Here is a 25,344-nt window from a genome sequence, read left to right as displayed (position 1 = left end):
GTCCCGGCGGTGGTGGGTAGTCGTCGCCCAGCGTGGGAACGGACGGACCGGGCGGGGGCGGGTAGTCGTCGCCGGCTGCCGGACCGGCCGTGGCGGGCGGTGGCGGATAACTGGCGGACGGCCAGGCCTGTGACGACGCGCCGGAGCCGGGACGGCTGGTGGCGGTGCCGTTGGACGGCCGGTCGCGGGAGTCGGCACCGGACTCGGCGGAGGAATGACCCCGGGCCGGGGAGACCGGCGCGTCGGCGTCGGCGTTGCGCACCTGGTCGGTGGACGGCGCAGGCTCGGAAGCCGCGGCCGGTGAGCCGGTGGGTCCGGGAGCGCCCGGGGACACCGGGGAGCCGGGAGCGCCGGGAGAGACCGGCGAGGTGGCGCGGGGGTCGGCCGGGTCCGGGTCGAGAGGGTCGAAACCGACCGGATCGGTGGCTGCCGTGTCGAAGCCCGAGCGGGGCCCGTTGGCCGCCCGGCGGGGCAGCGGGGTGGCCTGCTCCCCGGTCCCGACCAGCTGTCCCTCGAGGATCGGCCCGTCCGGGGTGTCCCGGACCACGACCGGCGTGCTGGTCGGCTCGGTCACGAAGTCGTTGTCACGGCCCTCCCACGGGCCCGGCGCGACCGCGCTGAGCCCGGCGTCGTCCGCGTCGTCCGGGTCCTCGCCGAGGTCGGGCTGCACCTGCTGCGGCGGGTCGGCGCCCTCGTCGCGGGCCGGCGCGTCCTTCCAGTTGACCCGGACGCGGCGGGTGTCGTCGACGTCGACGGTGATCGGCACGGTCGAGCCGATCGTCGGCCACTTCGCGACCGGCACCCGGCCGTCCCTGATCACCGCTTCGGAGGTGCCCAGGCCGGGCGCCACCACGATGGCCCGGATCTCGGCGCGGCCGTACGCCCCGGAGATCGGCGGCGCGCTGATGTCGACGACCTCCGCGTTGCCGGCCACCGTGGCGCGGCCGCCCCGGCGCACGTTGCCGACCATGGTGAGTGCGATGGCTATCGCCAGCATCACCAAGCCGAAGATCGCCACCGGCCAGCTCGCCAGGCCGAGACCGTAAACGATCACAAAGACCGCTATCGTGCCGATCACCGCCGCCACCAACTTGCGTGCCGGGGCGATGGGCCTGCCGGTCTGGTTCGCCACTGTGGACCTCCCGCTTCTCCCCGTCAGGTTATGGCCCGCCGGATGTTCCGCGAAAGTACGGCAGTCCGGGCATCGTCGCTCGCCGTCTCGGTGGTACCGATAGGCTGAACCTCAGGCGTGTCGGCCTGTCGTCTTCACGGAGGAACTACGTGTCCAGCACCACCGAGCGTTCGCTCGTCCTCATCAAGCCCGACGCGGTCAGCCGCGGCCTGCTCGGCGAGATTCTGTCCCGTTTCGAGGGTAAGGGCCTGGTCATCGAGGCGCTGGAGTTGCGCACGATGGATGCCGAACTGGCCGACCAGCACTACGCCGAGCACGTCGACAAGGCGTTCTACCCGCCGCTGAAGGAGTTCATGACCAGCGGCCCGCTCGCCGCGGTGGTGCTCTCCGGCGACGAGGTGATCGACGTCGTGCGTGCCATGATCGGCGCGACCGACGGCCGCAAGGCGGCCGCCGGCACGATCCGGGGTGATCTGTCGCTGTCCAACCGGGAGAACCTGGTGCACGCGTCCGACTCGCCGGACAGCGCGAAGCGCGAGCTCGCGCTCTGGTTCCCGGCGCTCTGACCAGCCGGTTTACATAGTCTCCAAACTGGCTCGGCGCCGCGACTCCGCCTCGAAGACCCGCAGCAGCACCGCGGCGAGCAGGGCGTATCCGGCGCCGACCAGCAGCTCCGTGCCCAGCGCGGGCGCGGCCGACGCGAGGCCGTGCCCGGCGGCGAGCAGCCGGGCGGCTTCCGCGGCGTGGGTGATCGGCAGGAACTGTCCGATGTCGGCCATCCACGGCGGCAGGTTCTCCCGGGGTACGTTCACCCCGGTGAGCAGGAGCAGCAGCGCCGCTGAGACGTTCGACACCACCCAGACGTCCCGGAACCGCAGCCCCAGCGCGCCCAGCGTGAGCCCGAAGAACCCGCAGGCGAGCGAGCCGGCCGCCAGGGCGAGCGCGATTCCGGGCAGCGCGGCGGGCGGGATCCGCAGGCCGAGCATCAGGGTGCCCATCAGCAGGGTGAACGCGGCGATCAGCAGCCCGTTCCCGGCGTACGGCAGCACCCGCCCCCAGAAGATCACCGTGCGGCTGCGCGGCGAGAGCAGCACGTGCCCGAGCGTCCCGTAGCGCCGTTCGTTGGCGACCGCCATGGTGCCGCCGAAGACGCAGGCCGAGGACGCGGCGAGCACCGCGTTGCCGAGGATGAAGAACCCGTCGTCGGCGACACCCAGCTGCCGGCCCAGGTAGGCGAAGAAGAGCAGCTGGAAGGTGGGGCCGGCGAGCAGCGTGCCGGCATACATGGCGGGCGTGGTCCAGTTGAACAGGGCCCGGTAGGCGAGCAGGCCACCGGCGCCGATGAGTCGCAGCGTCGTCATGACAGCGCCAGGGTTCCGGCCACGCGGGCGCGGCGTTCGAACGAGGTCAGCAGGAACGCGCCGAGGATCAGGCAGGCCGTGCTGATGGCCAGGCAGATCCCGATCGAGGGCCAGACCGGGCCGCCGCCGGTGGCCTCCCGGAGCGCCCGTGCGCCCCAGGTGGTGGGCAGGACCGCGGCGATCGGCGCGGTCTAGGACGGCAGCACGCTGACCGGCACGAGCATCCCGGAGAGCAGCCAGATCGGGTAGTCGAGCGGGTTGGCCAGCGCGTTCGCGTTGCGGATCAGCACGAACGTGGACGCCAGCAGCAGCCCGAACATGCCGAGCCCGGCCACGCAGGCGAGCGCCGCGGCGAGGAACCGGAGCGGGTGCGCGAAGTCGAGCCGGATGCCGTAGATCAGCCGGCCCCAGAGCAGGGTGGCGAGCAGCGCGTAGGTGCCGGTGAGCGCGGTGGCGGCGGTGATCGGCAGGACCACCAGCACCGGGCGCCGGGGCGCCAGCATGATCATTTCCAGGGTGCCCTGCCAGCGCTGGTTCGCGGCGAGCCCGCCGGCCAGCCGGTCCAGCGCGGCCTGCCGGTCGTCCCGGAACGGGCGCAGGAACTCGGGCAGGTCACCGTCCGGGTGGTACGTGGCGAACTGCTCGGCGATCACCTCGGCCGGGGTGGCCCGGAGCCGGTCCAGCTGCTCGGCGAACGTCGGCAGCGCGGTCTCCGGGACCGGGTCCAGGAAGTCCGGTGAGCGGGACGGCAGCTGGAAATAGAGCGCGAGGGGCGCGGTCGCCGGTTCGGTCCGGAGGACCTCTCGGGCCCGGACCGCCCATGAGGTGTACGGCCACGGCGCCTCGGCGTGCCGGCGCAGCAGGTAGAGCCCGCAGACCAGCTCGCCCAGCGGGCTGATCGCGATACGGGTGCGCGACAGCGTCGGCTCGTCCAGCTCGATCCGGATCACCGGGTGAAGTTTAGGGAACGGTCATCCCGAGGCCACTTCGGATCGATAGGCATCAGTCATGACGGCGATCTCACGACGGAATCTGTTGCGTGCCGGTATGGCCGGCGGTGTGGCCGGGGTGCTGCTCGAGGCCCCGGCGTTCTCCTCGGCCGGTAGCCGGCCGGTGCTCACCCACGGGGTGCAGAGCGGTGACGCCACCGCGGACTCGGCGGTGATCTGGGCGCGGGCGGACCGGCCCGGACGGCTCTGGGTGCAGGCCAGCCGGCGGCCCGACTTCCGCGGCTCGCGGGTGGTCCGCGGCCCGCTGGTCACCCCGGAGACCGGCCTGACCGGGAAGGTGCGCCTGCGCGGCCTGCCCGCCGGTGAGCAGATCTTCTACCGGGCCAAGGTGGAGAGCCTGGACCGGCCGGGACTGTTCGGGCTGCCGGTGGACGGGACGCTGCGCACCGCGCCCACCCGGCGCGCCGACATCCGGTTCGTCTGGACCGGTGACGTGGCCGGGCAGGGCTGGGGAATCGACCCGGCCTACGGCGGGATGAAGCTGTTCGAGTCGGCCCGGTTGCGCCGGCCGGACTTCTTCCTGCACAGCGGCGACACCGTGTACGCCGACGGCCCGCTGGCCGAGACGGTCACGCTGCCGGACGGGCGGATCTGGCGCAATCAGCTCACCGACGCCAAGCTCAAGGTCGCCGAGACACTCGACGAGTACCGCGGGCAGTACGCGTACAACCTGCTGGACGACGCGTACAAGCGGTTCGTCGCGTCGGTGCCGCAGATCAACCAGTGGGACGACCACGAGGTGACGAACAACTGGTACCCGGGCGAGATCCTGGACGACGCGCGGTACACCGAGAAGCGGGTGGACGTGCTGGCGGCGCGGGCGCACCGGGCGTACCACGAGTGGACGCCGATCCCGTCGGCGAGCGGGCCGGTGTACCGGAAGATCGCGTACGGGCCGCTGCTCGACGTGTTCGTGCTGGACATGCGGACGTTCAAGGACGTCAACGACGGCAACACGTACGCAGACCGGGACCGTGGCCTGCTCGGCGCGCAGCAGCGGCGGTGGCTGATCGACGGGCTGCGGCACAGCCGGGCCACCTGGAAGGTGATCGCCAACGACCTGCCGATCGGCCTGGTCGTGCCGGACGGTGCGGCCGCCCAGGAGGGTGTCGGCCAGGGCGACCCGGGCGCGCCGGCCGGCCGCGAGATCGAGTTCGCCGAGGTGCTCCGGGCAGCGCACCGGCACGGCGTGACCGGGATCGTGTTCCTCACCGCGGACGTGCACTACACCGCCGCGCACCACTACGACCCGGCGCGGGCCGCGGTGCAGGACTTCACCCCGTTCTGGGAGTTCGTTTCGGGACCGGCGCACGCGGGCGCGTTCGGGCCGAACACGCTGGACGCGACGTTCGGGCCGGAGGCGGTCTACGTGCACGCCCCGCCGGTGGCGAACACCTCGCCGGCACAGGGCTACCAGCACTTCGGCGAGGTGGAGATCGACGGGCGGTCCGGCGCGCTCACGGTCCACCTGCGGGACCGCGACGGCGCCGCCCTCTGGTCCACCACGTTGCAGCCGTAACCGGCTCCGGCTGGGCCTCAGGGGTGTCTCACGGGACGTGAGACACCCCTGAGCGCCGGCCAGCGACCCGGTGGCCGGAATGCGGATGAGGGAATCCGGGCTTGGCCGGTATCGTTGTCGGGACGCAGGCGACGAACCGGCCATCACCGGGGAGCCACCGGAAGAACGAGCTACGGCTCCAGTAGAACCGGGCGGATCGGCACGCGCGACAGCCGGCGAATGAGCGGGCTTCCCCCACCGGGGGGAGTCAAGCGAGGTGGTACCGCGGGCCAGGCGCTCGTCCTCGCAGTCACCACGATGACTGTTCGAGGAGCACCTGATGTATCCGCAACACACTGACGCGTCCGGCGTGCCGGCGTCGCCGGACCTGCCCGCGGTCGAGCGCGCCGTCCTGGAGTTCTGGGCGCAGGACAAGACCTTCGAGGCCTCGGTCGAGCAGCGCCCGGCCGGCGACGACGGCGCCAACGAGTACGTCTTCTACGACGGCCCGCCGTTCGCCAACGGCCTGCCGCACTACGGCCACCTGTTCACCGGGTACGTCAAGGACCTGGTGCCGCGCTATCAGACGATGCGCGGCAAGCACGTGGAGCGCCGGTTCGGCTGGGACACCCACGGGATGCCGGCCGAGATCGAGGCCGAGAAGCAACTCGGCCTCACCAACAAGGCGCAGATCGTCGAGCTGGGCATCGACAAGTTCAACGAGGCCTGCCGGACCTCGGTGCTCGCCTACACCAAGGACTGGGAGGGGTACGTCACCCGCCAGGCCCGGTGGGTGGACTTCGCGAACGACTACAAGACCCTCGACCCCAGTTACATGGAGTCGGTCATGTGGGCGTTCAAGACCCTGCACGAGAAGGGCCTGGTGTACGAGGGGTTCCGCGTCCTCGCGTACTGCTACCGGTGTGAGACGCCGCTCTCGAACACCGAGACGCGGATGGACGACGTCTATCGGGACCGGACGGATCCCGCTCTGACGGTGAAGTTCCGGCTCGACACCGGCGAGGACATCGCGGTGTGGACGACCACGCCGTGGACGCTGCCGTCGAACTTGGCGCTGGCTGTCGGCCCGGACATCGATTATGCGGTTTTATCCGATGAATCCGGGCAAAAGCTGCTGATGGGCGAGGCGCGCGTGGGCGCTTACGCCAAGGAGTTGGAGGGGTTCGAGCAGGTCGCTGTCGTGAAAGGGCGCGATCTTGTCGGCCGCCGTTACACCCCGCTCTTCGACTTCCTCCTCGAGCCCGCCGGGGAGAACGCCTTCCAGGTGCTCGGCGCGGACTTCGTGACCACCGAGGACGGCACCGGTGTCGTCCACATGGCGCCTGCCTTCGGTGAGGACGACCAGAACGCCTGCCTCGCGGCCGGGATCCCGACCGTGGTCACCGTGGACGAGGCGACCCGGTTCACCTCGCTGGTGCCGGACTTCCAGGGGCTGCAGGTCTTCGACGCCAACAAGCCGGTGACCGCGGCGCTCAAGGCGCGCGGCGTGGTGCTGCGGCACGAGGGGTACACGCACTCGTACCCGCACTGCTGGCGCTGCGACACCCCGCTGGTCTACAAGGCGGTGTCGTCGTGGTTCGTCGCGGTGACCAAGTTCCGGGACCGGATGGTCGAGCTGAACCAGGAGATCACCTGGACGCCGGCGCACATCAAGGACGGCTCGTTCGGCAAGTGGCTGTCGAACGCCAGGGACTGGTCGATCTCCCGCAACCGGTTCTGGGGCTCGCCGATCCCGGTGTGGAAGTCGGACGACCCGGCGTACCCGCGGGTGGACGTCTACGGCTCGTTCGAACAGATGGAGCGCGACTTCGGGGTCGCGGTCACCGACCTGCACCGGCCGTACGTGGACGACCTGACCCGGCCCAACCCGGACGACCCGACCGGGCAGTCCACCATGCGCCGGGTGCCCGAGGTGCTGGACTGCTGGTTCGAGTCCGGCTCGATGCCGTTCGCGCAGGTGCACTACCCGTTCGAGAACAAGGACTGGTTCGAGCACCACTACCCGGGTGACTTCATCGTGGAGTACATCGGGCAGACCCGCGGCTGGTTCTACACCATGCACGTGCTGGCCACCGCGCTGTTCGACCGGCCGGCGTTCCGCAACTGCCTGAGCCACGGCATCCTGCTCGGCGAGGACGGGCGCAAGATGTCCAAGTCGCTGCGCAACTACCCGGACGTCCACCGGGCGTTCGACACCTACGGATCCGACGCGATGCGCTGGATGCTGATGTCCTCACCGGTGCTGCGCGGCGGCGACATGCCGGTGACCGAGACGGCCATCCGGGACTCGGTCCGGCAGGTGCTGCTGCCGCTCTGGAACGTCTGGTACTTCTTCAGCCTCTACGCCAACGCGGCGAACCACGTCGCAACGACGCGGACGGACTCCCCGCACCTGCTCGACCGGTACATCCTCGCCAAGACCGGTGAGCTGATCGAGCAGACCCAGCAGCAGCTGGACGGCTACGACATCTCCGGTGCCGCCGGCAGCGTCCGGAACTACCTCGACGCCCTGACCAACTGGTACGTCCGCCGCTCCCGGGACCGGTTCTGGGCCGGCGACGCCGACGCGTTCGACACCCTGGCCACCGTCCTCGAGACGCTCTGCCGGGTGGTGGCGCCGCTCGCGCCGCTGACCGCGGAAGAGGTCTGGCGCGGCCTGACCGGCGGCCGTTCGGTGCACCTGACCGACTGGCCGTCCGCGGACGCGTTCCCGGCCGACCGCGAGCTGGTCGCCTCGATGGACGCGATCCGGGACGTGGCGTCGGCGGCGCTGTCGCTGCGCAAGGCCAAGGCGCTGCGGGTCCGGCTGCCGCTGGCCACGCTGACCGTTGCTTTGAAGAACAGCGGTAGTCTCAAAAATCTCGGTGACCTGCTCAAGGACGAGGTGAACGTCAAGGACGTGGTCTTCACCGACGACGTGGCCGCGTACTGCCGGCAGGTGCTGACCGTGGTGCCCCGGGCGCTCGGCCCGCGGGTCGGCAAGCAGGTCCAGCAGGTGATCAAGGCGGTCAAGTCCGGTGACTGGGAGCTGGTCGACGGCGCGCCGGTCGCGGCCGGCATCACCCTGGCCGAGGGCGAGTACGAGCTGAAGCTGGTCGCCTCGGACGCGGAGAACTCCGCCCCGCTGCCGGCCGGCGCCGGTGTGGTCGTGCTGGACGCCACGGTCACCCCGGAACTGGCCGCCGAGGGCGTGGCCCGCGACGTGATCCGGGTCGTGCAGCAGGCCCGCCGGGACGCCGACCTGGACGTCTCGGACCGGATCGCGCTGGTGCTGTCGGCGTCGCCGGCGGTGCGGGCCGCGGTCGAGGCGCACCGCGAGTTCGTCGCCGGTGAGACCCTGGCCACGTCCCTGACCTACGGCGACACCACCGGGTTCGCCGGCGAGGTCGGCGACGGTGAGCAGGTGACGGTGTCCGTCCTCGCAATGTGACATAACCGACTGGCCCGGATGTTCGTCGGAAGCGGCGAATGTCCGGGCGACCGGCAAGATCAATAGTCCACGGCGGGCTCGCGTCCGTTAACCTCTCTTCACCCCACATCTTTCGTTGTACTGGTCTTTCGGAGGACGAGTTGCCGCTGATCTACACGATCGGCAAGCTCACTGTCGGCACGACGCTGATGGTGGGATGGAAGCCGCATATCGAAGGTCTTGAACACCTGCCGAAGACCGGCGGGGCGATCTTCGCGGGGAACCACCTGTCGGTCGCCGACGAGCTCTTCCTCGGCGCCGCGGTGCCGAGGCACCTGGCGTTCTGGGCCAAGTCCGACTACTTCGTGGGCAAAGGCGTGAAGGGTTTCTTCTCGCGCAAGCTGATGGAGGGTCTCGGCGCGATCCGGGTCGAGCGGGCCGGTGGGCGGGCCGCGCTCACCGCGTTCGACGCCGCGATCCCGGCGCTCAAGGGCGGCGACTTCGTCGCGGTCTACCCCGAAGGCACCCGGTCACCGGACGGCAAGCTCTACCGCGGCCGCACCGGCGTGGCCCGGCTGGCGGTCGCGGCCGGCGTCCCGATCATCCCGGTCGGCATGCTCGGCACCGACGTGGTGCAGCCGATCGGCCGGCTGGCCCCGAAACTGATGCGCGGCACCGTGACGATCAAGTTCGGCAAGCCGATCGAGACGATCGGCCGGGGTGACGACCGGACCTCGCTGCGCGAGCTCACCGACCAGGTGATGGGCGAGATCCAGCGGCTGACCGGCCAGGAGTACATCCCGCGTTACGCCCCCAAGCGCCCCGAATGACGCTCAGGCCCCGAACTGCGGGCTGAGCATCTCACCGCGCAACCTGGCCACCAGCTTCGCGCTCTCCGCGACCGATCGCCGGGTGAGCAGGACGGTGGCCATGCTGCCGTGGTCGGCCCAGGTGCAGATCACCGTGGACGTCCCGTTCAGCCGGCCGGTGCCGCAACTCTCGTGCGCGCCGAACTCGTCGATCGGGTAGTCCTGGACGTCGGTCAGCTTCGCGTCGCCGGCGATCCGGCCCAGCTGGCTGGTCACGTCCGAGTCGGGGGTGAAACGCCAGCCGGTGACGCCGTAGACGGTGACCCGTTTGCCGCTGTCGTCGCCGTAGACGCCGGCGAACGCGTCACCGATCGAGTCCGCCGCGTCCAGCTGACCGGCCAGCCGCTCGATCGCGCGCTGACTGGCGTCGTCGATCCGGAGCCTCAGGTCGCCGATCCGGTCCGGCAGCTCGGCGGTGGCCGGGAACTGGGCCAGGGTGGGCCATCTGTCGTACGCGAGGGGCGCCCCGAACCACAGACCGGCCAGGACCGCGACGACCAGCAGCAAGCGGCGCAGACGGCGGCGCTTGCGGCGCGGCCGGGGCGGTGACCACGGCGGCGCCGGGCGTGCGGCGACCGGTGGGCGCGGCGGGACCGGGACCCGGCTCGGCGCCGGCGCGGTCGTCGGCTTGCGGAACCAGCCGCGGCGCACGGCCGATGCCGGACCGCTGCCACTCACCGGCGGCGGCTGACTCCCGGGAGCCGGACCGGCAGGCGACTTCGGGGGTACGGCGGTCGGCGCGGCCTGGCCGGCCTTGGCCTTCGCGGCCAGCGCGTCGACGAGCGCCCGGATCTTCTCGGGCAGCTCCACCTTCACCGGCTCGGCGGAGGGTCGGGCGGCCGGAGCGGCAGCGCCCGGAGCAGCGGCGGTCGGCGCGGAAGCAGCAGTAGGCGCGTCGATCCGGGTCGGCGGCATCGGCTCGACCGGCGGCGTGTCCCAGCGGGTCGGCGGCATGTCGGCGGGCGCCGGCGCGGTCAGGTGCTCGGTGGTCCAGACCGGGGTGTCCTGCCCGGCCCACGGGTCCACCGCGGGCACCGTGGCCCAGTAGTCCTCCACCGGCTGCGGTTCCCCGCTGATCCGATCGGCCACGCGATGCCAGAACGACCTGCGCGGCCCGACCTTCGGCACCGGGGCGGCGCCGCTCCACCGCGACGGCAGCACGCCGGTCGCCGGCTCGTCGGAGGAGCCGGGCACACGGGTCGGGTCGGTCAGACCGACCGCCGGAGTGGTGTCTCCGGAGTGAACGTCAGCCATTGTTTTCGATCTCCTTCCGCCGGCCGGGAGCGAGCGTCTTCAACCAGGTTAGGGACGGTGTGCCAGGTGGGCACGAGATGCGAATCCGACCAGCTTGCACGAATGGCGGACAACGGGGGCGATGTGCGAAACGCTCCGGAGTCGTATGGTTACCCGGACTTCACATCCGGCCCCGTGGGTGACACCTCTCACTTCCTCACGCGCGGGACCCGTCACGTGTTCTGGGGAGGGCGCGCGCCGCATGGGGACCACGCAGAGAAACGCCGTCACGATGTCGGGCCGGGAGTCCGGCCAGCCGATGCTCTTCGCGCACGGCTACGGCTGTGACCAGAACATGTGGCGGCTGGTCACCCCGGCGTTCGCCGGCACACACCGGATCGTGAGCTTCGATCACGTCGGTAACGGCAGGTCGGATCTGACCGCGTACGACGACGCGAAGTACGCCAGCCTCGACGGGTACGCCACCGACGTCCTGGAGATCGTGCACGAGCACGACCTGCACGACGTGGTCTTCGTCGGCCACTCGGTGAGCTCGATGATCGGCCTGCTGGCCGCGGTCCGCGAGCCGGAGCGGTTCGCCGGCGTGGTGATGATCGGCCCGTCCCCGCGCTACATCAACGACGAGGCGGCCGGCTACGTCGGCGGCTTCGGGCGCGAGGACATCGACCAGATGCTGGTGTCGCTGGACAGCAACTTCCTGGGCTGGTCCAGCGTGATGGCGCCGGTGATCATGGGTAACCCGGAGCGGCCGGAGCTGGGCGAGGAGCTGACCAACTCGTTCTGCCGGACCGACCCGGAGATCGCCAAGAAGTTCGCCCGGGTCACGTTCCTCTCCGACAACCGGGACGATCTGCCCAAGATGCGGGTGCCCTCGCTGGTCCTGCAGTGCTCGGACGACGTGATCGCCCCGAGCGTGGTCGGTGAGTACGTCCACAAGAACACCCCGCAGAGCACGTTCGCCGCGCTGAACGCTACGGGGCACTGTCCGAACCTGAGCGCTCCGGAGGAGACGGTTGACGCGATCAAGTCCTGGTTGTAGACAGCGGGCATGATCGGCGGAGCATTGGCGTGAGCGAATCTGGTGGGCCGGACGTGACACAGGAGTTACGACTGCCCTGGGACGACGATCCCGAGGACTTGTACGAACATGCACCCTGCGGCTATCTGACGACACTCCCGGACGGCACCGTCGTCCGGGTCAACGAGACGTTCCTGACCTGGACCGGTTATGAGCGCGCCGAACTGGTCGGTCACCGGCGGTTCCGCGACCTGCTCACCCCGGGCTGCCAGATCTACCACGAGACCCACTACGCGCCGCTGCTCACCATGCAGAGCGAGGTGCACGAGATCGCCCTCGACGTGGTCTGCGCGGATGGCTCCCGGGTGCCCGTGCTGGTCAACTCGGTGCTCGAGCGGGCCGCCGGCGGTGCGCCGAGGGTGATCCGGACCATGGTCTTCAACGCCACCGAGCGGCGCAGCTACGAGAACGAGCTGCTGCTGGCCCGCAACAACGCCGAGGCCTCGGACAAGCGCGTCCAGGTGCTGCAGCAGATAGTGGCCGACCTGGCCGCCGCGCCGACCGAGGCGGAGGTGGCCGAGGCCGTGGTGCGGGCGCCGCAACCGGCCTTCCAGGCCACCAGTGCCAGCATCTACCTGACCGACGCCGACCGGGACGAGCTGGTCGCCGTGGCGTCCACCGACCCGACCACCGGCAACTGGGACGACATGCCGCGCGGCTCGGCGCGCGCGGTGGCCGAGGTGGCCCGCCGCGGCGACCTGCACGTGGTGCACAACCTGGCCGAGGCCGCCGAGCACTTCCCGGATCTGGCCGCGACGATGACCCGGTCCGGCCGCAAGACCGTGGTGCTGCTGCCGCTGACCACCGGCCCGGCCGAGGACCAGGCCGGGGTGACGGTGCTCGGCGTGCTGGCGTTCAGCTTCACCGAGGAGCGCCGGCTCAGCGACGGCGAGCTGCGGGTGATCCGGCTGCTCGGCCAGCAGGCCGGGCAGGCGCTGGACCGGGCCCGGCTCTATGACGACCTGCGCCGCCGCGAGGAGCGGGCCGAGTTCCTGGCCGCCACCACCCGGGCGCTGGACGAGGAGCACCGGCTGCTGCAACGCAGCCGCCGCCTCGTCGAACGGGTGGCGCCGTCGATCGCCGACTGGGCCGGGGTGCGGCTGCACGTCGGCTCGGCCGGGCTGCGCGAGGATGCCGGTGGCCCGCCGCCGGACCCGGACCTGCTCGCCGACCGGATCGCCGAGGCCACGGCCGCGGTGAAACCGGTCTTCGCCACCGACGGCGACCCGCTCGGTTGCACCGTGCTGCCGCTCACCGCGCGTGGCCGGGTGCTCGGCACCCTGGCGGTGCGGATGGCGACCGACCGGCGCGGCGTCGACGCGGAGCGGGCGTTCCTGGTCGACCTGGCCGATCGGGCCGGGCTGGCGCTCGAGAACGCCCGGCTCTACGAGCAGGAACGCGCCATCGCCCAGTCGTTGCAGCGCAGCCTGCTCGCCGCGGACGTGCCGGGCAACGACCCGCGGTTCACCGTGGAGACCCACTACCAGGCCGGCGGGCAGGATCTGGAGGTCGGCGGCGACTGGTTCGACGCCTTCCTGATCACCCCGAGCAAGCTGGCCTTGGTGGTCGGCGACGTGGTCGGGCGGGGTCTCGAGGCGGCCAGCACGATGGGTCAGCTGCGCAGCGCGATCCGGGCGCTGGCAACCGGGGAGAACGGCCCGGCCCGGCTGCTCGAGGGCCTGGACCGGTTCTGCCAGCGGGTCGAGTCGGCCCGGATGGCCACCGTCGTCTACGCCGAGGTCGACCTGGAGTCCAACGAGCTGGTCTACGCGTGCGCCGGCCACCTGCCGCCGCTGCTGCACCAGCCGGCCGGCGCCGCCGAGTTCCTGATGCACGCCCGGTCCGGCCCGCTCGGCTCGCGCGCCGCCGACCTGCGCCGCACCGAGCACCGGGTGAGCCTGGGCCCCGGCAGCCGCCTGCTGCTCTACACCGACGGCCTGATCGAGCGCCGGGACCGCCCGATCGACCGGGGCTTCGAGGTGCTCAACCGGACGTTCAGCCGGCTGCGCGGCGCGCCGATGAAGGGCCTCACCGCCGGGCTGGCCGACACCCTGGTCGGCCGGGAGCACGCCGACGACGTCTGCCTGCTCTGCCTGACCCTGGGCGCCGAGGAGCGGCTGGAGCGCTCGCTGGGCGCCGACCCGCTGCAGATCACCCTGCTCCGCTCCGACCTGCGGGCCTGGCTGCTCGGCCACCAGGTCGACCAGAACTGCCTGAACGCGGTGCTGCTGGCCTGTTCGGAGGCGGTGGCGAACGCCATCGAGCACGGCTACCGCAACGACCCGTTCGGCGTGGTGGACGTCTCGGCCACGCTCACCGGCGACGCGGTGGAGATCCGGGTGGCCGACCGGGGCAGCTGGCGTGGCCCGGGGGAGTCCCGCGGGCGAGGTCTCACGTTGATCGAGGAATGCATGGACGAGGTGTTGTTCGACCGCGGCGACGGAACCACGGTGACGATGCGCCGCCACCGAGGGGAAGCCGCATGACCGAACGGCGCACGACGGACCGGATCCCGACGGACCAGTGGGTGACGTTCTCGAAGCGCGGGGTGGCCGAGACGGTCCACCTGAAGGGTGAGATCGACCTGGCCAACGCGAACGACATCGGCCGGGCGATCGTCGCCCGGACCACCCTGGCCGACGCGGTACTCATCGATCTGACCGCGGTCTCGTTCCTGGACAGCGCGGGGGTGCGGCTGCTCGACCTGATCGTCGGTGAGCTGGACGAGCGCGGGAAGCCGATCCGGCTGGTGGTCGGCGAGCGCGGCGCGGCCCGGATGACGCTGCAGCTCTGCGCGTTCCGCAACGACCTGTTCGCGATAGATCTGGACCACGCGGCTGAGGAGCTGGGTCCTTAGCCTCTCGCGTACCCTGGACACCCATGAGCGTGAGTTCCGTCTTTCCGCAGCTCGAGCAGTTGCTGCCGTTGGTCAGCAAACCGATCCAGTACGTGGGCGGCGAGCTCGGCGCCGTCGTCAAGGACTGGGACGCCACCACCGTCCGATGGGCGTTGATGTACCCGGACGCCTACGAGGTCGGCCTGCCCAACCAGGGCGTGCAGATCCTGTACGAGGTGCTCAACGAGCAGCCCGACGTGCTGGCCGAGCGCACCTACTCGGTCTGGCCCGACCTCGAGGCGCTGATGAAGGCGGCCGGCGTCCCGCAGTTCACCGTCGACGCGCACCGCCCGGTGAAGGCGTTCGACGTCCTCGGGATCTCGTTCGCCACCGAGCTGGGCTACACCAACATGTTCAGCGCGCTCGACCTGGCCGGGATCCCGCTGGAGAGCCGGGAGCGCACGATCGACGACCCGATCGTGCTGGCCGGCGGCCACGCCAGCTTCAACCCGGAGCCGATCGCCGACTTCATCGACGCCGCGGTGCTCGGTGACGGCGAGGAAGCCGTCCTGGAGATCACCGGGATCATCCGGGACTGGAAGGCCGAGGGCCGCCCGGGTGGCCGGGACGAGCTGCTGCTGCGCCTGGCGCGCACCGAGAGCATCTACGTGCCGCGCTTCTACGACGTCGACTACCTGCCGGACGGCCGGATCCAGCGCGTCGTGCCGAACCGGCCGGACGTGCCGTTCCGGGTGTCCAAGCGCACGACGATGGACCTGGACGCCTGGCCGTACCCGAAGAAGCCGCTGGTCCCGCTCGCCGAGACGGTCCACGAGCGGTACGCCGTGGAGATCTTCCGCGGCTGCACCCGGGGTTGCCGGTTCTGCCAGGCCGGCATGATCACCCGCCCGGTGCGGGAACGGTCGATCACCACGGTCGGCCAGATGGTCAAGGAGGGGCTGGAGTTCTCCGGCTACAGCGAGGTCGGCCTGCTCTCGCTCTCCAGCGCGGACCACTCGGAGATCGGCGACATGTGCTCGGGCCTGGCCCAGCAGTACGCGGACAGCAACGTGTCGCTGTCGCTGCCGTCCACCCGGGTCGACGCGTTCAACATCGACCTGGCCAAGGAGCTGTCCCGCAACGGCCGGCGTACCGGGCTCACCTTCGCGCCGGAGGGCGGCTCGGAGCGGATCCGCAAGGTCATCAACAAGATGGTGACCAAGGAGGACCTGATCCGGACGGTCGTCACGGCGTATTCGAACGGCTGGCGGCAGGTGAAGCTGTACTTCATGTGCGGCCTGCCCACCGAGACCGACGAGGACGTCCTGGAGATCGCCGACATGGCGCACGAGGTGATCCGGGCCGGTCGTGAGGCCGCCGGCACCAAGGACATCCGCTGCACGGTGTCGATCGGCGCGTTCGTGCCGAAGGCGCACACCCCGTTCCAGTGGGCCAAGATGGACACCCCGGAGGTCATCGACGGCCGCCTCAAGCTGCTCAAGCAGGCGATCAACAGTGACCGTTCGCTGGGCCGGGCCATCGGTTTCCGCTACCACGACGGCGAGCCGTCGCTGATCGAGGGACTGCTGTCCCGCGGCGACCGCCGGGTCGGCCAGGTCCTCCTCCGGGTCTGGGAGAAGGGCGGCCGCTTCGACGGCTGGTCCGAGCACTTCAACTACGCCCGCTGGGTCGAGGCCGCCACCGAGGTGCTTCCCGGCTTCGGCGTCGACCTGGACTGGTACACCACCCGCGAGCGCGAGGAGGCCGAGGTCCTGCCGTGGGACCACCTGGACTCCGGCCTCGACAAGGACTGGCTCTGGCAGGACTGGCAGGACTCGACGACCGAGTTCGAGCAGGACGACTGCCGCTGGACCCCGTGCTTCGACTGCGGCGTGTGCCCGTCGATGGACACCGAGATCCAGGTCGGCCCGACCGGTAAGAAGCTTCTCCCCCTGACCCCGGTGAACGGACTGCGGGTCCCCGCTTAGGAGTAGGACGATTCCTCCGAAGAACCAGCCCGTGGGCGGTCAGGCCCCGGTCGTGCAGCGGATCCGCCTTCGTTACGCGAAGCGCGGACCGCTGCGATTCACCTCGCACCGGGACTTCGCGCGGGCATTCGAGCGCGCACTGCGCCGCGCCGCCGTCCCGATCGCTTTCTCTCAGGGTTTCACCCCCCACCCCAAGATTTCGTACGCCAGCGCCGCGCCCACCGGGGTCGGCAGCGAGGCGGAGTACCTCGAGATCGGCCTGAACGCCGTTGTCGACCCGGAGCAGTTGCGGGTCGCCCTGGACGCCGCGCTGTCACCGGGCCTGGACGTGCTGGAGGCGGTGGTGGCCGGCGAGGGCAGCCTCGCCGAGCGGATCGACGCGTCCCGGTGGCGTCTTGAGCTGTTCCAGATCGAGCCGGAGGCCGCCCGAGCTGCGGTTGCCGCGTTCCTGGAAGCCCCCGAAGTGCTCGTCGAACGCATGACCAAGCAGGGCCTCCGCTCGTTCGACGCGCGCGCGGCCGTGGTCGGATGCATGGTGGAAGCAGAGCCGGACCTACCTTCCGGGGCCGGTGGAGTACCGTGTGCGATAATCGACCTTGTCGTACGGCAGGTAATACCTTCCGTGCGGCCCGATGACGTCCTATCCGGTCTGCGCGTCGTGGCTGGCCTGGAGCCGCCGGTACCCCCAAGGGTGACCCGGCTGGCCCAGGGCACACTCACCGAGCAGGGGGAGATCGTCGATCCGTTGGAGGCGGATCGCGAGGGCGTCGGCATCGGCGGACACTGACCGGCATCCGGTCGGCGTTCACTTGGCAGACTTCGGCAGCCCGTCCGTCTCGGACGGGCCCGAAACACTTGCAGCGACCCTGCGTGGCAGCGCTTACCCGCGCCCGGGGACGCCAGAACTGGAGAGCGCCCATGCTCGATAACGAGCCCCCAGTCCACCTGGGAGAACAGGGCGGTGAACGGGACGGTGCAGTCACGCCGCCCGCCGATGCCGCCACCGCTACCACGCCCGCACGCCGGACGAGGGCACCGCGCCGCAAGGTGGCGGCGCCCGCGGCCGAGGCCGATCCGGCCACGTCCGCACCGGCTGATACCGAGCCGGTCGCCGCTGAGCCGGCTACCGCCGACCCGGCCGCCTCGGATCCGTCCGAGGCGCCGGTGAAGGCCGCGCCGGTGAAAAAGGCCACTCGGAGCCGCCGTAAGGTCGCCGCGCCGGAGACTCCGGCCGTCGCGGAGACCACTGCGGAAGCTCCTGCCGAGGTCACCCCGGAACCGGTCGCCGAGGCGCCGGTCGCCGAGGAGGCCGTCGCGCCGGTCAAGGCCGCGCCGGTGAAGCGGGCCACCCGTACCCGCCGCAAGGTCGCCGCCGTCGAGCCGGAGCCGGCCCAGCCGGCGCTCGTCGAGGTGCCCGCGCCGGTGGAGCCCGAGCCGCTGGAGGACGAGGCGGTCGAGGAGACCGCCGAGGTTCCGGTGGTCGGGATCCTCGCGCTGGACGACGACTTCGTCGAGGAGAAGCCGGCCGCGCCGGCCCGGGGCCGTCGTGCCGCGCTGCCCCCGGCGGTGCTCTTCATGCCGCCCGAGGCGACCGAGAACGAGCCCGCGCCGGTGAGCCGGCGTCGCCGCCCGATCGCCGACCCGCTCGCGCCGGTCCCGGCCGCGGTGGCCGAGCCGGTCGAGACCCCGGCCCCGGTGGCCGAGGTCACCGACGAGGCAGCTGCCGACGAGCCCACCGAGGGCCCCCGTCGTAGCCGCCGCCGTCGCCGGGGCGCCGCCGACGAGCAGCCGGCCGCCGAGCCGGTCGCCGTGGTGGCCGAGTCGCCGGTGCTGGACGAGGTCGACGAGGGCGCCGACGACGTCGAGGACGGCGTCGACGACGACTCCGAGGACGATGACGAGAACGGCAGCCGCCGGCGTCGCCGCCGTGGCCGCCGTGGCCGTGGCCGCGGCAAGGGCCCGTCCGACGAGGCCGACGACGTCGAGGGTGACGCCGACGAGCCCGAGGGCGACGCCGAAGCGGTCAGCGAGGACGACGCCGAGGACGAGGAGTCCGAGGAGGGCGAGGGTGGCGTCACGCGCCGTCGCCGCCGTCGTCGCCGCAAGGGCGCCGGCGGGGACGCCGAGACCGGTGGCATCGAAGACGGTGTGCACACCGTGGTCCGGGTGCGTGAGCCCCGTCGTACCATCGACGAGGTGCAGGGCGTCTCCGGCTCGACCCGGCTGGAGGCCAAGCGTCAGCGCCGCCGGGACGGTCGCGAGCAGCGCCGGACCCGTCCGCCGATCCTGAGCGAGTCGGAGTTCCTGGCCCGCCGTGAAGCGGTGGACCGGGTCATGGTGGTGCGGCAGAAGACCGACCGGCTGCAGATCGCCGTGCTCGAGGACGGTGTCCTGGTCGAGCACTACGTCGCCCGGGCCACCTCCGGCACCATGGTCGGCAACGTGTACCTGGGCAAGGTCCAGAACGTGCTGCCGAGCATGGAAGCGGCGTTCGTCGACGTCGGCCGGGGCCGCAACGCGGTGCTCTACGCCGGCGAGGTGAACTGGGACGCCACCGGCCTGGAGGGCCGGGCCCGCTCGATCGAGCAGGCGCTGCGCTCCGGTGACTCGGTGCTGGTGCAGGTCACCAAGGACCCGATCGGTCACAAGGGCGCGCGGCTGTCCAGCCATATCGCGCTCTCCGGCCGGCACCTGGTCTACGTGCCGAACGGCAACGCGTCCGGGATCAGCCGCAAGCTGCCGGACAACGAGCGCAAGCGGCTCCGGGACATCCTGAAGAAGCTGGTGCCGGACGGCGCGGGTGTGATCGTGCGCACCGCGGCCGAGGGCGCCACCGAGGACGAGCTGGCCCGGGACGTCAAGCGGCTGCAGGCGCAGTGGGAGGACATCCAGGCGAGGGCGGCCGAGGGCAACGCCCCGCGGGCGCTCTCCGAGGAGCCCGACCTGGTCATCCGGGTGGTCCGGGACCTCTTTAACGAGGACTTCCGCGAGCTGATCGTGCAGGGCGAGCAGGCGTACCTCGAGGTGGAGGACTACCTCCACTCGGTGTCGCCGGACCTGGTCGAGCGGCTGCACCGGCACGTCGGTGCCGGTGACGTCTTCGCCGAGCACCGGATCGACGAGCAGATCCTCAAGGGTCTGGACCGCAAGGTCTTCCTCCCGTCCGGTGGTCACCTGGTGATCGACCGGACCGAGGCGATGACCGTGGTCGACGTCAACACCGGTAAGTACACCGGTGCGGGCGGCAACCTCGAGGAGACCGTCACCCGGAACAACCTGGAGGCGGCCGAGGAGATCGTGCGTCAGCTGCGGCTGCGCGACCTCGGCGGCATCGTGGTGATCGACTTCATCGACATGGTGCTGGAGAGCAACCGCGAGCTGGTGCTGCGGCGGCTGACCGAGTGCCTGGGCCGGGACCGGACCAAGCACCAGGTAACCGAGATCACGTCGCTCGGCCTGGTGCAGATGACCCGGAAGCGGATCGGCGCCGGACTGCTCGAGGCGTTCAGCGAGAACTGTGACCACTGCAAGGGTCGCGGCGTGATCATTCACACCGAACCGGTTCCGGAGAAGCGCTCCAACGGCGGCGGCAACGGTGGCGGGGGTGCGGTCACCCAGGTCAAGGCGGTGGCGGCGGCCGTGCGTACCGAGGCACCGGTGCAGCAGCAGCATCACCAGCAACAGCACCACCAGCAGCAGCAGCCTGCCGCCAGTGGCCGGTCGCGGCGGCGGCGTGGTGGTGGCGAGGCGCCGGCCGAGCTGCCGTTCGAGCAGCCCGTGGCGCAGCCGGTCGAGGCCGTGGTGACCGAGGTCATCGTCGAGCCGGTCATCGTCGAGCCGGTGGTGGTCACACCGGTGGTGACCGTGCCGGTGGTGACTCCGCCGGTGGTGACTCCGCCGGTGGTGACCCCGCCGGTCACGGTCGAGCCGGAGCGGACCGGTCCGGCCGCCGAGGTGGCCGGGGTGCCGGCGGCGCCGATCGCCGGGTCCGGGATCGTCCGGCCGGGCAAGCCCGCGCCGACCACCGCGGCCGGCGACGACGAGTACGACATCAGCGGGTACGACCTGTCCCGCTACGAGGCCCCGGAGACCAACGGCGCGGAGTACCCCGCCGCGCCGGAGCCGGAGCCGCTGCAGTTGACGGGTGCTGACGACCCGGACGCGGCCGAGGACGACGAGGAAGAGGACGACGACGAGTCGGTGAGCGCCGGTACCGGCCGCCGCCGGTCCCGTCGGGGTGGGACGCGTCGGCGTACCCGTCCCTGACCTGTGAGAACCCGGCCCGCAGTTAGCTGTAAGGAAAGTTAACTGCCGGGCCGGGTTTTCCGTTACCCTCGGCGGGATCGATTTCCGTCCCCCGAGGAGATCCCCATGCGACGCCACCTCGCGGCCGCGGCCGCACTGTCTTTCGCCCTGTTCGCCGCCGGTTGCTCCGGTGACGCCCAGGAATCCACCACGGCGGCCCCCACGCCGGTCACCAGCGCTCCGGCGGCCGGTTCCGCGGACGGGTCCGCCGCTCCCGCGGTGAGCGCGCCCACGGCGGCCGCAGGCGCCGCCGGTGACGCCGCACTGTCCAAGGACACCGACGCGATCTGCGCGCAGGCGGCCCGGACCAGCACCAGCTTCGGCACCAACTTCGCCGCCGACTACCAGGTGCTCCGCGCCGCCGGGAAGCAGGGCGCCGAGGCCAAGAGCCGGGCGACGGAGAAGGTCGACCGGACCGTCGACGGCTACGCGTTCGCGCTGCTGGACATGTCCAAGCTGGCCGCGGACCCGACCGTGAAGAAGGCTCTGGCGGCGATGGGAGCTCAGGTCACCGCGCTCAAGAGTGATCTTGGGAAGATCGACGATGAGAAGCTTTCCGAACTGCACGCTAAGCTGGACAAGGCCTGCGGGAAGAGTTAACCCCGTTTTGGTTGTGGGCACGCCGATGAAGTAGGCTTGCCGACGGCGCTTTTTCGGCGCCAGTTCCGTGCGTGCGGCTTGGATTCAGCGCCGCCGGACCTTCAGCAACATCCGCCAAGCAGCTTCAGTTTCGGCTGCGCAAGTCTCAGGGAGTCCGCGTCGATGTACGCGATCGTCAAGACCGGCGGCAAGCAGTACAAGGTTGCCGAGGGCGACGTGATCGAGGTCGAGAAGCTCGCGGGTGCGCCCGGCGACGCCCTCAAGCTCGCCGCGATCCTCCTCGTCGACGGTGACAACCTGGTGACCGACGCGGCCAAGCTTGCCAACGTTACGGTGTCCGGCGAGATCGCCGAGCACACCAAGGGTCCGAAGATCCGGATCCACAAGTTCAAGAACAAGACCGGCTACCACAAGCGCCAGGGGCACCGCCAGCCGCTGACCCGCGTCAAGGTGACCGGCATCAAGAGCGGGAAGTAGGCGCCGAGATGGCTCATAAAAAGGGTGCATCAAGCTCGCGTAACGGCCGCGACTCCGCCGCCCAGCGGCTCGGTGTCAAGCGGTTCGGTGGCCAGCTGGTCAACGCCGGCGAGATCCTGATCCGCCAGCGTGGCACGAAGTTCCACCCGGGCGACCTGGTCGGCCGGGGCTCCGACGACACGCTGTTCGCGCTTTCCGCGGGCAATGTGCTGTTCGGCACCAAGCGTGGCCGCAAGACCGTCAGCATCACGCCGGTCGCGGGGTAGTTTTTCTCTTCAGCGGGCCGTGGACCCTCGGGTCCGCGGCCCGCTGTGGTTTTTCTCGAGGTTTTCGCGGTTAGAGGAGTGCTGAAGTGACCACGTTCGTCGACCGGGTCGTACTGCACCTGCAGGCGGGTGACGGCGGGCACGGCTGTTCCTCCGTGCACCGGGAGAAGTTCAAGCCGCTGGGTGGACCCGACGGTGGCGACGGCGGGCACGGTGGCAGCATCACGCTGGTCGTCGACCCGCAGCTGCACACCCTGCTGGACTTCCACTTCCACCCGCACGTCAAGGCGAGCAACGGCGCCGGTGGCGCCGGCGCCAACCGGGACGGCGCGAGCGGCAAGGGCCTGATCCTGAAGGTGCCGGACGGCACCGTCGTGCACACCGCCGAGGGTGAGGTGCTGGCCGACCTGGTCGGCGCCGGCACCGAGTTCGAGGTGGCCCGCGGTGGCCGCGGTGGCCGGGGCAACCGGTCGCTGGCGAACGCCCGCCGCAAGGTGCCGGGCTTCGCCGAGCTGGGCGAGCCGGGCGACCAGATCGACGTGGTGCTCGAGCTGAAGAGCGTCGCCGAGGTCGGCCTGGTCGGCTTCCCGTCGGCCGGCAAGTCCTCGCTGATCGCGGTGCTCTCCGCGGCCAAGCCGAAGATCGCCGACTACCCGTTCACCACCCTGGTGCCGAACCTGGGTGTGGTGCAGGCCGGCGACGCCACGTTCACCATCGCCGACGTGCCCGGGCTGATCCCGGGTGCGGCCACCGGCAAGGGCCTCGGCATGCAGTTCCTCCGGCACATCGAGCGCACCTCGGTGCTGGTGCACGTGCTGGACGCGGCGACCCCGGAGATCGAGCGGGACCCGCTGGCCGACCTGGACGCGATCGAGGCCGAGCTGAGCGCGTACGGCGGGCTGGAGGACCGGCCCCGGATCGTGGTGCTCAACAAGATCGACATCCCGGACGGCCGGGACCTGGCCGAGATGGTCCGGCCCGACCTGGAGGCCCGCGGCTACCAGGTGTTCGAGGTGAGCGCGGTGACCCGGGAGGGTCTCAAGGAGTTCAACTTCGCGCTGGCCAAGCTGGTCGCCGACACCCGGGCCGCGCGTCCGGTGGTCGAGGCGACCCGGATCGTGCTGCGCCCGCGCGCTGTCGACGACACCGGCTTCACCATCGAGCAGGACGAAGAAGGCGTGTTCGTGATCCGCGGCACCCAGGTCGAGCGCTGGATCAAGCAGACCAACTTCGACAACGACGAGGCGGTCGGCTATCTCGGCGACCGGCTGGAGCGGGTCGGCGTCGAGGACAAGCTCGGCAAGCTGGGCGCCAAGGGCGGCGACCCGGTGCGGATCGGCGACCGGGTGTTCGACTGGCACCCCAACGCCGGTGAGTTCGTCTCCGGCCCGCGTGGCACCGACGCCCGCCTGGAGGAGCTGGACGTCCGGCCCTCCGCCGCGCAGCGGCTCGCCGCGCGTAAGGCCCGCCGGGTCCGTGGCGAGGACGAGATGCTGCACATGGCGTCGGACGGCACGGTCACCAGCGTGTCCGGCTCGAAGTCCCCGGTTCTGGTCATGGACGACGACGAGGACGAGCCCGAGAAGATCACCGATGTCGAGGCCGCTACGACCGACGAGGACGACACCGACCAATAGTCGATCGGCCAGATCGCCGCAACCCTCCGGAAACGGTCGTCACCTAGAGTCACCCGGGTGCAGATCGAATCGCGTCCCGCCCTGGACCCCGAACTCGCCGCTCTCGTGACTGCTCAGCAGCGCGAACTGGCCGAGTCGGAGGCCCGGGCGGGAAAGATATTCGAACCGCACGATGACGTGGCGTATCTGATCGGTGTGGTGAACAGCCGGGCGGTCGCCTGTGCCGCCTGGCGGGACCTCGAGGACGGGGTCGCGGAGCTGCTGCGGATGTACGTCCGCCCGGCGTTCCGCGGCCGCGGCCTCGCCCGCGAGCTGATCGTGGCGGTCGAGGAGGAGGCCCTCGCGGTGGGCCGGTCGGTGATCCGGCTGGAGACCCGGGTGTCGCTGCCCGCCGCGATCGCGCTGTACCAGTCCTCGGGTTACCGGCAGATCCCCGCCTTCGGCGGCTACGCCGGCAACCCGAGCAGCGTGTGCTTCGAGAAGTTGCTGCCCGCGCTGGTGTGAAGGCTCAGTCCAGCAGGCCGATCGCCTCGCGGGCCCGCGACACCGTCGCGGCGGCGACCGGGCGGACCCGGTCGGCGCCCGCGGCGAGCACCCCGCGTACAAAATCGGGGTTTGCCGAAAGCTCGGCGTGCCGCGCGCGGATCGGCGCGAGCAGCGCCTCCACCGCGTCGGTGACCTCCCGTTTCAGCGCCGCGTAGGAGGTCGGGTCGGCCGGCGGGCGACCGGTGCACTCGGCCAGGATGTCGATCAGGTTGGTGATGCCGGGCTGGCGCTCCCGGTCCCGGCGGACCTGCCCGACGGTGTCGGTGGCGGCCCGCGCGACGGTCCGGCGGAGCACCTCCGGCGGGTCCAGCAGGGCGAGCCGTCCGGCGCCACCGCTCTTGCCCATCTTGGTGAGCGGATCGGCCAGGTCCATGATCCGGGCAGCGGAGTCCGGGCGGACCCCCTCGGGCACCACGAACGTCTCGCCGTAGCGGGTGTTGAACCGGACGGCCAGGGCGCGGGCCAGCTCCAGGTGCTGACTCTGGTCCTCGCCGACCGGCACCTGGGTGACGTCGTAGAGCAGGATGTCCGCGGCCATCAGCACCGGATAGGTGAGCAGGCTCAGCCGGACCGGGCCGCCGGCCGCCGACTTCTCCCTGAACTGGATCATCCGGGCCGCCTCGCCGTAGGCGGCCACGCACTCCAGCAGGTAGTGCAGCTCGGTGTGCTCGCGGACCTGGGACTGCAGCACGATCGGGGTGCGTTCCGGGTCGACCCCGGCGGCCAGCATGATCGTCGCCTGGTCCAGCGCGAACGCCCGGACCTTCGCCGGCTCGTGCTCGACGGTCATCGCGTGCAGGTCCGCGATCAGCGCGATCGACTCGGCGGCGCCCTGCGCCGCGATCAGCGGGCGCAGTGCGCCCAGGAGGTTGCCCAGGTGCAGGTGGCCGGTCGGCTGGAAACCGCTGAGGCGGCGGGTCCGGGCGGGCGCGGTGGTCACGGTGGTCGTCATGAGATGTCTCCGATCACGGGGTACGGATGACCGCCCGCCCGGCAGACCTGCCCGTGAGACACAGCACGGCTGCCCGGAACGGGGCAGCCGCGGAAATCAATCGCG

The 25,344-nt window shown here is 71.1% G+C and carries 19 protein-coding genes and 1 pseudogene; 15 read left to right on the top strand and 5 right to left on the bottom strand.

The genetic code is table 11. The features are described from left to right. Positions 1 to 1,078: pseudogene (locus ADL15_RS01220) on the bottom strand (hypothetical protein); the annotation flags it as partial. A gap of 203 nt (positions 1,079 to 1,281) precedes the next feature. Here ADL15_RS01220 and ndk point away from each other — a divergent pair. Next, complete coding sequence (ndk, locus tag ADL15_RS01215) at positions 1,282 to 1,698, top strand: nucleoside-diphosphate kinase (RefSeq protein WP_067684153.1); 417 nt, start codon at positions 1,282 to 1,284, stop codon at positions 1,696 to 1,698. A 9-nt stretch (positions 1,699 to 1,707) separates the two neighbouring features. Here the strand turns inward: ndk and ADL15_RS01210 are convergent, their stop codons facing one another. After that, positions 1,708 to 2,493, bottom strand: coding sequence for an ABC transporter permease (locus ADL15_RS01210; RefSeq protein WP_067684150.1), 786 nt, complete (start codon positions 2,491 to 2,493; stop codon positions 1,708 to 1,710). 191 nt (positions 2,494 to 2,684) lie between these two features. Continuing rightward, positions 2,685 to 3,443, bottom strand: coding sequence for an ABC transporter permease (locus ADL15_RS54885; RefSeq protein WP_067684147.1), 759 nt, complete (start codon positions 3,441 to 3,443; stop codon positions 2,685 to 2,687). Between the two features lie 58 nt (positions 3,444 to 3,501). Here ADL15_RS54885 and ADL15_RS01200 point away from each other — a divergent pair, with 58 nt between their 5' ends. The 3 genes from ADL15_RS01200 to ADL15_RS01190 all read left to right on the top strand — a co-directional run bounded on the left by ADL15_RS01200 (position 3,502) and on the right by ADL15_RS01190 (position 9,261). Further along, on the top strand, positions 3,502 to 5,022 hold the full coding sequence (locus tag ADL15_RS01200) for an alkaline phosphatase D family protein (RefSeq protein WP_067684144.1): 1,521 nt from the start codon (positions 3,502 to 3,504) through the stop codon (positions 5,020 to 5,022). Between the two features lie 316 nt (positions 5,023 to 5,338). Next, positions 5,339 to 8,452, top strand: coding sequence for an isoleucine--tRNA ligase (gene ileS / locus ADL15_RS01195; RefSeq protein ID WP_067684142.1), 3,114 nt, complete (start codon positions 5,339 to 5,341; stop codon positions 8,450 to 8,452). Positions 8,453 to 8,592: 140 nt separating this feature from the next. Continuing rightward, the gene (locus ADL15_RS01190; protein ID WP_067684138.1) at positions 8,593 to 9,261 is read left to right on the top strand and encodes a lysophospholipid acyltransferase family protein; all 669 of its coding nucleotides are present in this window, start codon (positions 8,593 to 8,595) and stop codon (positions 9,259 to 9,261) included. 3 nt (positions 9,262 to 9,264) lie between these two features. On the opposite strand, the gene ADL15_RS50895 is transcribed toward ADL15_RS01190, so the two are convergent. Further along, positions 9,265 to 10,554, bottom strand: coding sequence for a hypothetical protein (locus ADL15_RS50895; protein WP_083970797.1), 1,290 nt, complete (start codon positions 10,552 to 10,554; stop codon positions 9,265 to 9,267). A gap of 241 nt (positions 10,555 to 10,795) precedes the next feature. Here ADL15_RS50895 and ADL15_RS01180 point away from each other — a divergent pair, with 241 nt between their 5' ends. From ADL15_RS01180 to ADL15_RS01130, 11 genes are all read left to right on the top strand, one after another. Beyond that, positions 10,796 to 11,593, top strand: coding sequence for an alpha/beta fold hydrolase (locus tag ADL15_RS01180; RefSeq protein ID WP_067684134.1), 798 nt, complete (start codon positions 10,796 to 10,798; stop codon positions 11,591 to 11,593). A 29-nt stretch (positions 11,594 to 11,622) separates the two neighbouring features. Further along, the gene (locus ADL15_RS01175) at positions 11,623 to 14,118 is read left to right on the top strand and encodes a SpoIIE family protein phosphatase (protein ID WP_067684131.1); all 2,496 of its coding nucleotides are present in this window, start codon (positions 11,623 to 11,625) and stop codon (positions 14,116 to 14,118) included. Further along, positions 14,115 to 14,489 (top strand): STAS domain-containing protein, encoded by a 375-nt coding sequence (locus tag ADL15_RS01170; protein ID WP_067684126.1) that lies wholly within the window; start codon positions 14,115 to 14,117, stop codon positions 14,487 to 14,489. Before ADL15_RS01175 ends, ADL15_RS01170 begins: the two co-directional genes overlap by 4 nt. 23 nt (positions 14,490 to 14,512) lie before the next feature. Further along, complete coding sequence (locus tag ADL15_RS01165) at positions 14,513 to 16,456, top strand: TIGR03960 family B12-binding radical SAM protein (protein WP_067684123.1); 1,944 nt, start codon at positions 14,513 to 14,515, stop codon at positions 16,454 to 16,456. A 52-nt stretch (positions 16,457 to 16,508) separates the two neighbouring features. Then, on the top strand, positions 16,509 to 17,243 hold the full coding sequence (locus ADL15_RS01160; protein WP_083970806.1) for a TIGR03936 family radical SAM-associated protein: 735 nt from the start codon (positions 16,509 to 16,511) through the stop codon (positions 17,241 to 17,243). A 131-nt stretch (positions 17,244 to 17,374) separates the two neighbouring features. Next, entirely contained in the window at positions 17,375 to 20,722 is a 3,348-nt protein-coding gene (locus ADL15_RS01155) for an Rne/Rng family ribonuclease (RefSeq protein ID WP_067684121.1), read from the top strand. 105 nt (positions 20,723 to 20,827) lie between these two features. Next, positions 20,828 to 21,361, top strand: a complete 534-nt coding sequence (locus ADL15_RS01150; RefSeq protein WP_067684118.1) for a hypothetical protein — start codon at positions 20,828 to 20,830, stop codon at positions 21,359 to 21,361. 162 nt (positions 21,362 to 21,523) lie between these two features. Next, entirely contained in the window at positions 21,524 to 21,838 is a 315-nt protein-coding gene (rplU, locus tag ADL15_RS01145) for a 50S ribosomal protein L21 (protein WP_067684115.1), read from the top strand. A gap of 8 nt (positions 21,839 to 21,846) precedes the next feature. Next, complete coding sequence (rpmA, locus tag ADL15_RS01140; protein WP_067684112.1) at positions 21,847 to 22,104, top strand: 50S ribosomal protein L27; 258 nt, start codon at positions 21,847 to 21,849, stop codon at positions 22,102 to 22,104. Positions 22,105 to 22,190: 86 nt separating this feature from the next. Further along, a complete protein-coding gene (gene obgE / locus ADL15_RS01135; RefSeq protein WP_067684110.1) occupies positions 22,191 to 23,741 on the top strand; it encodes a GTPase ObgE in 1,551 nt (516 codons plus the stop codon). Between the two features lie 57 nt (positions 23,742 to 23,798). Further along, on the top strand, positions 23,799 to 24,245 hold the full coding sequence (locus tag ADL15_RS01130; protein WP_067684107.1) for a GNAT family N-acetyltransferase: 447 nt from the start codon (positions 23,799 to 23,801) through the stop codon (positions 24,243 to 24,245). 4 nt (positions 24,246 to 24,249) lie between these two features. Here the strand turns inward: ADL15_RS01130 and trpS are convergent, their stop codons facing one another. Beyond that, entirely contained in the window at positions 24,250 to 25,239 is a 990-nt protein-coding gene (trpS, locus tag ADL15_RS01125; RefSeq protein ID WP_067684105.1) for a tryptophan--tRNA ligase, read from the bottom strand. Between the last annotated feature and the right edge of the window lie 105 nt (positions 25,240 to 25,344).

The organism is Actinoplanes awajinensis subsp. mycoplanecinus, assembly GCF_001509495.1.
GTDB classification, from domain to species: Bacteria; Actinomycetota; Actinomycetes; order Mycobacteriales; family Micromonosporaceae; genus Actinoplanes; species Actinoplanes palleronii.
Note: the sequence above shows the minus strand (reverse complement) of the source record. Positions and strands in the feature narration are given on the sequence as shown.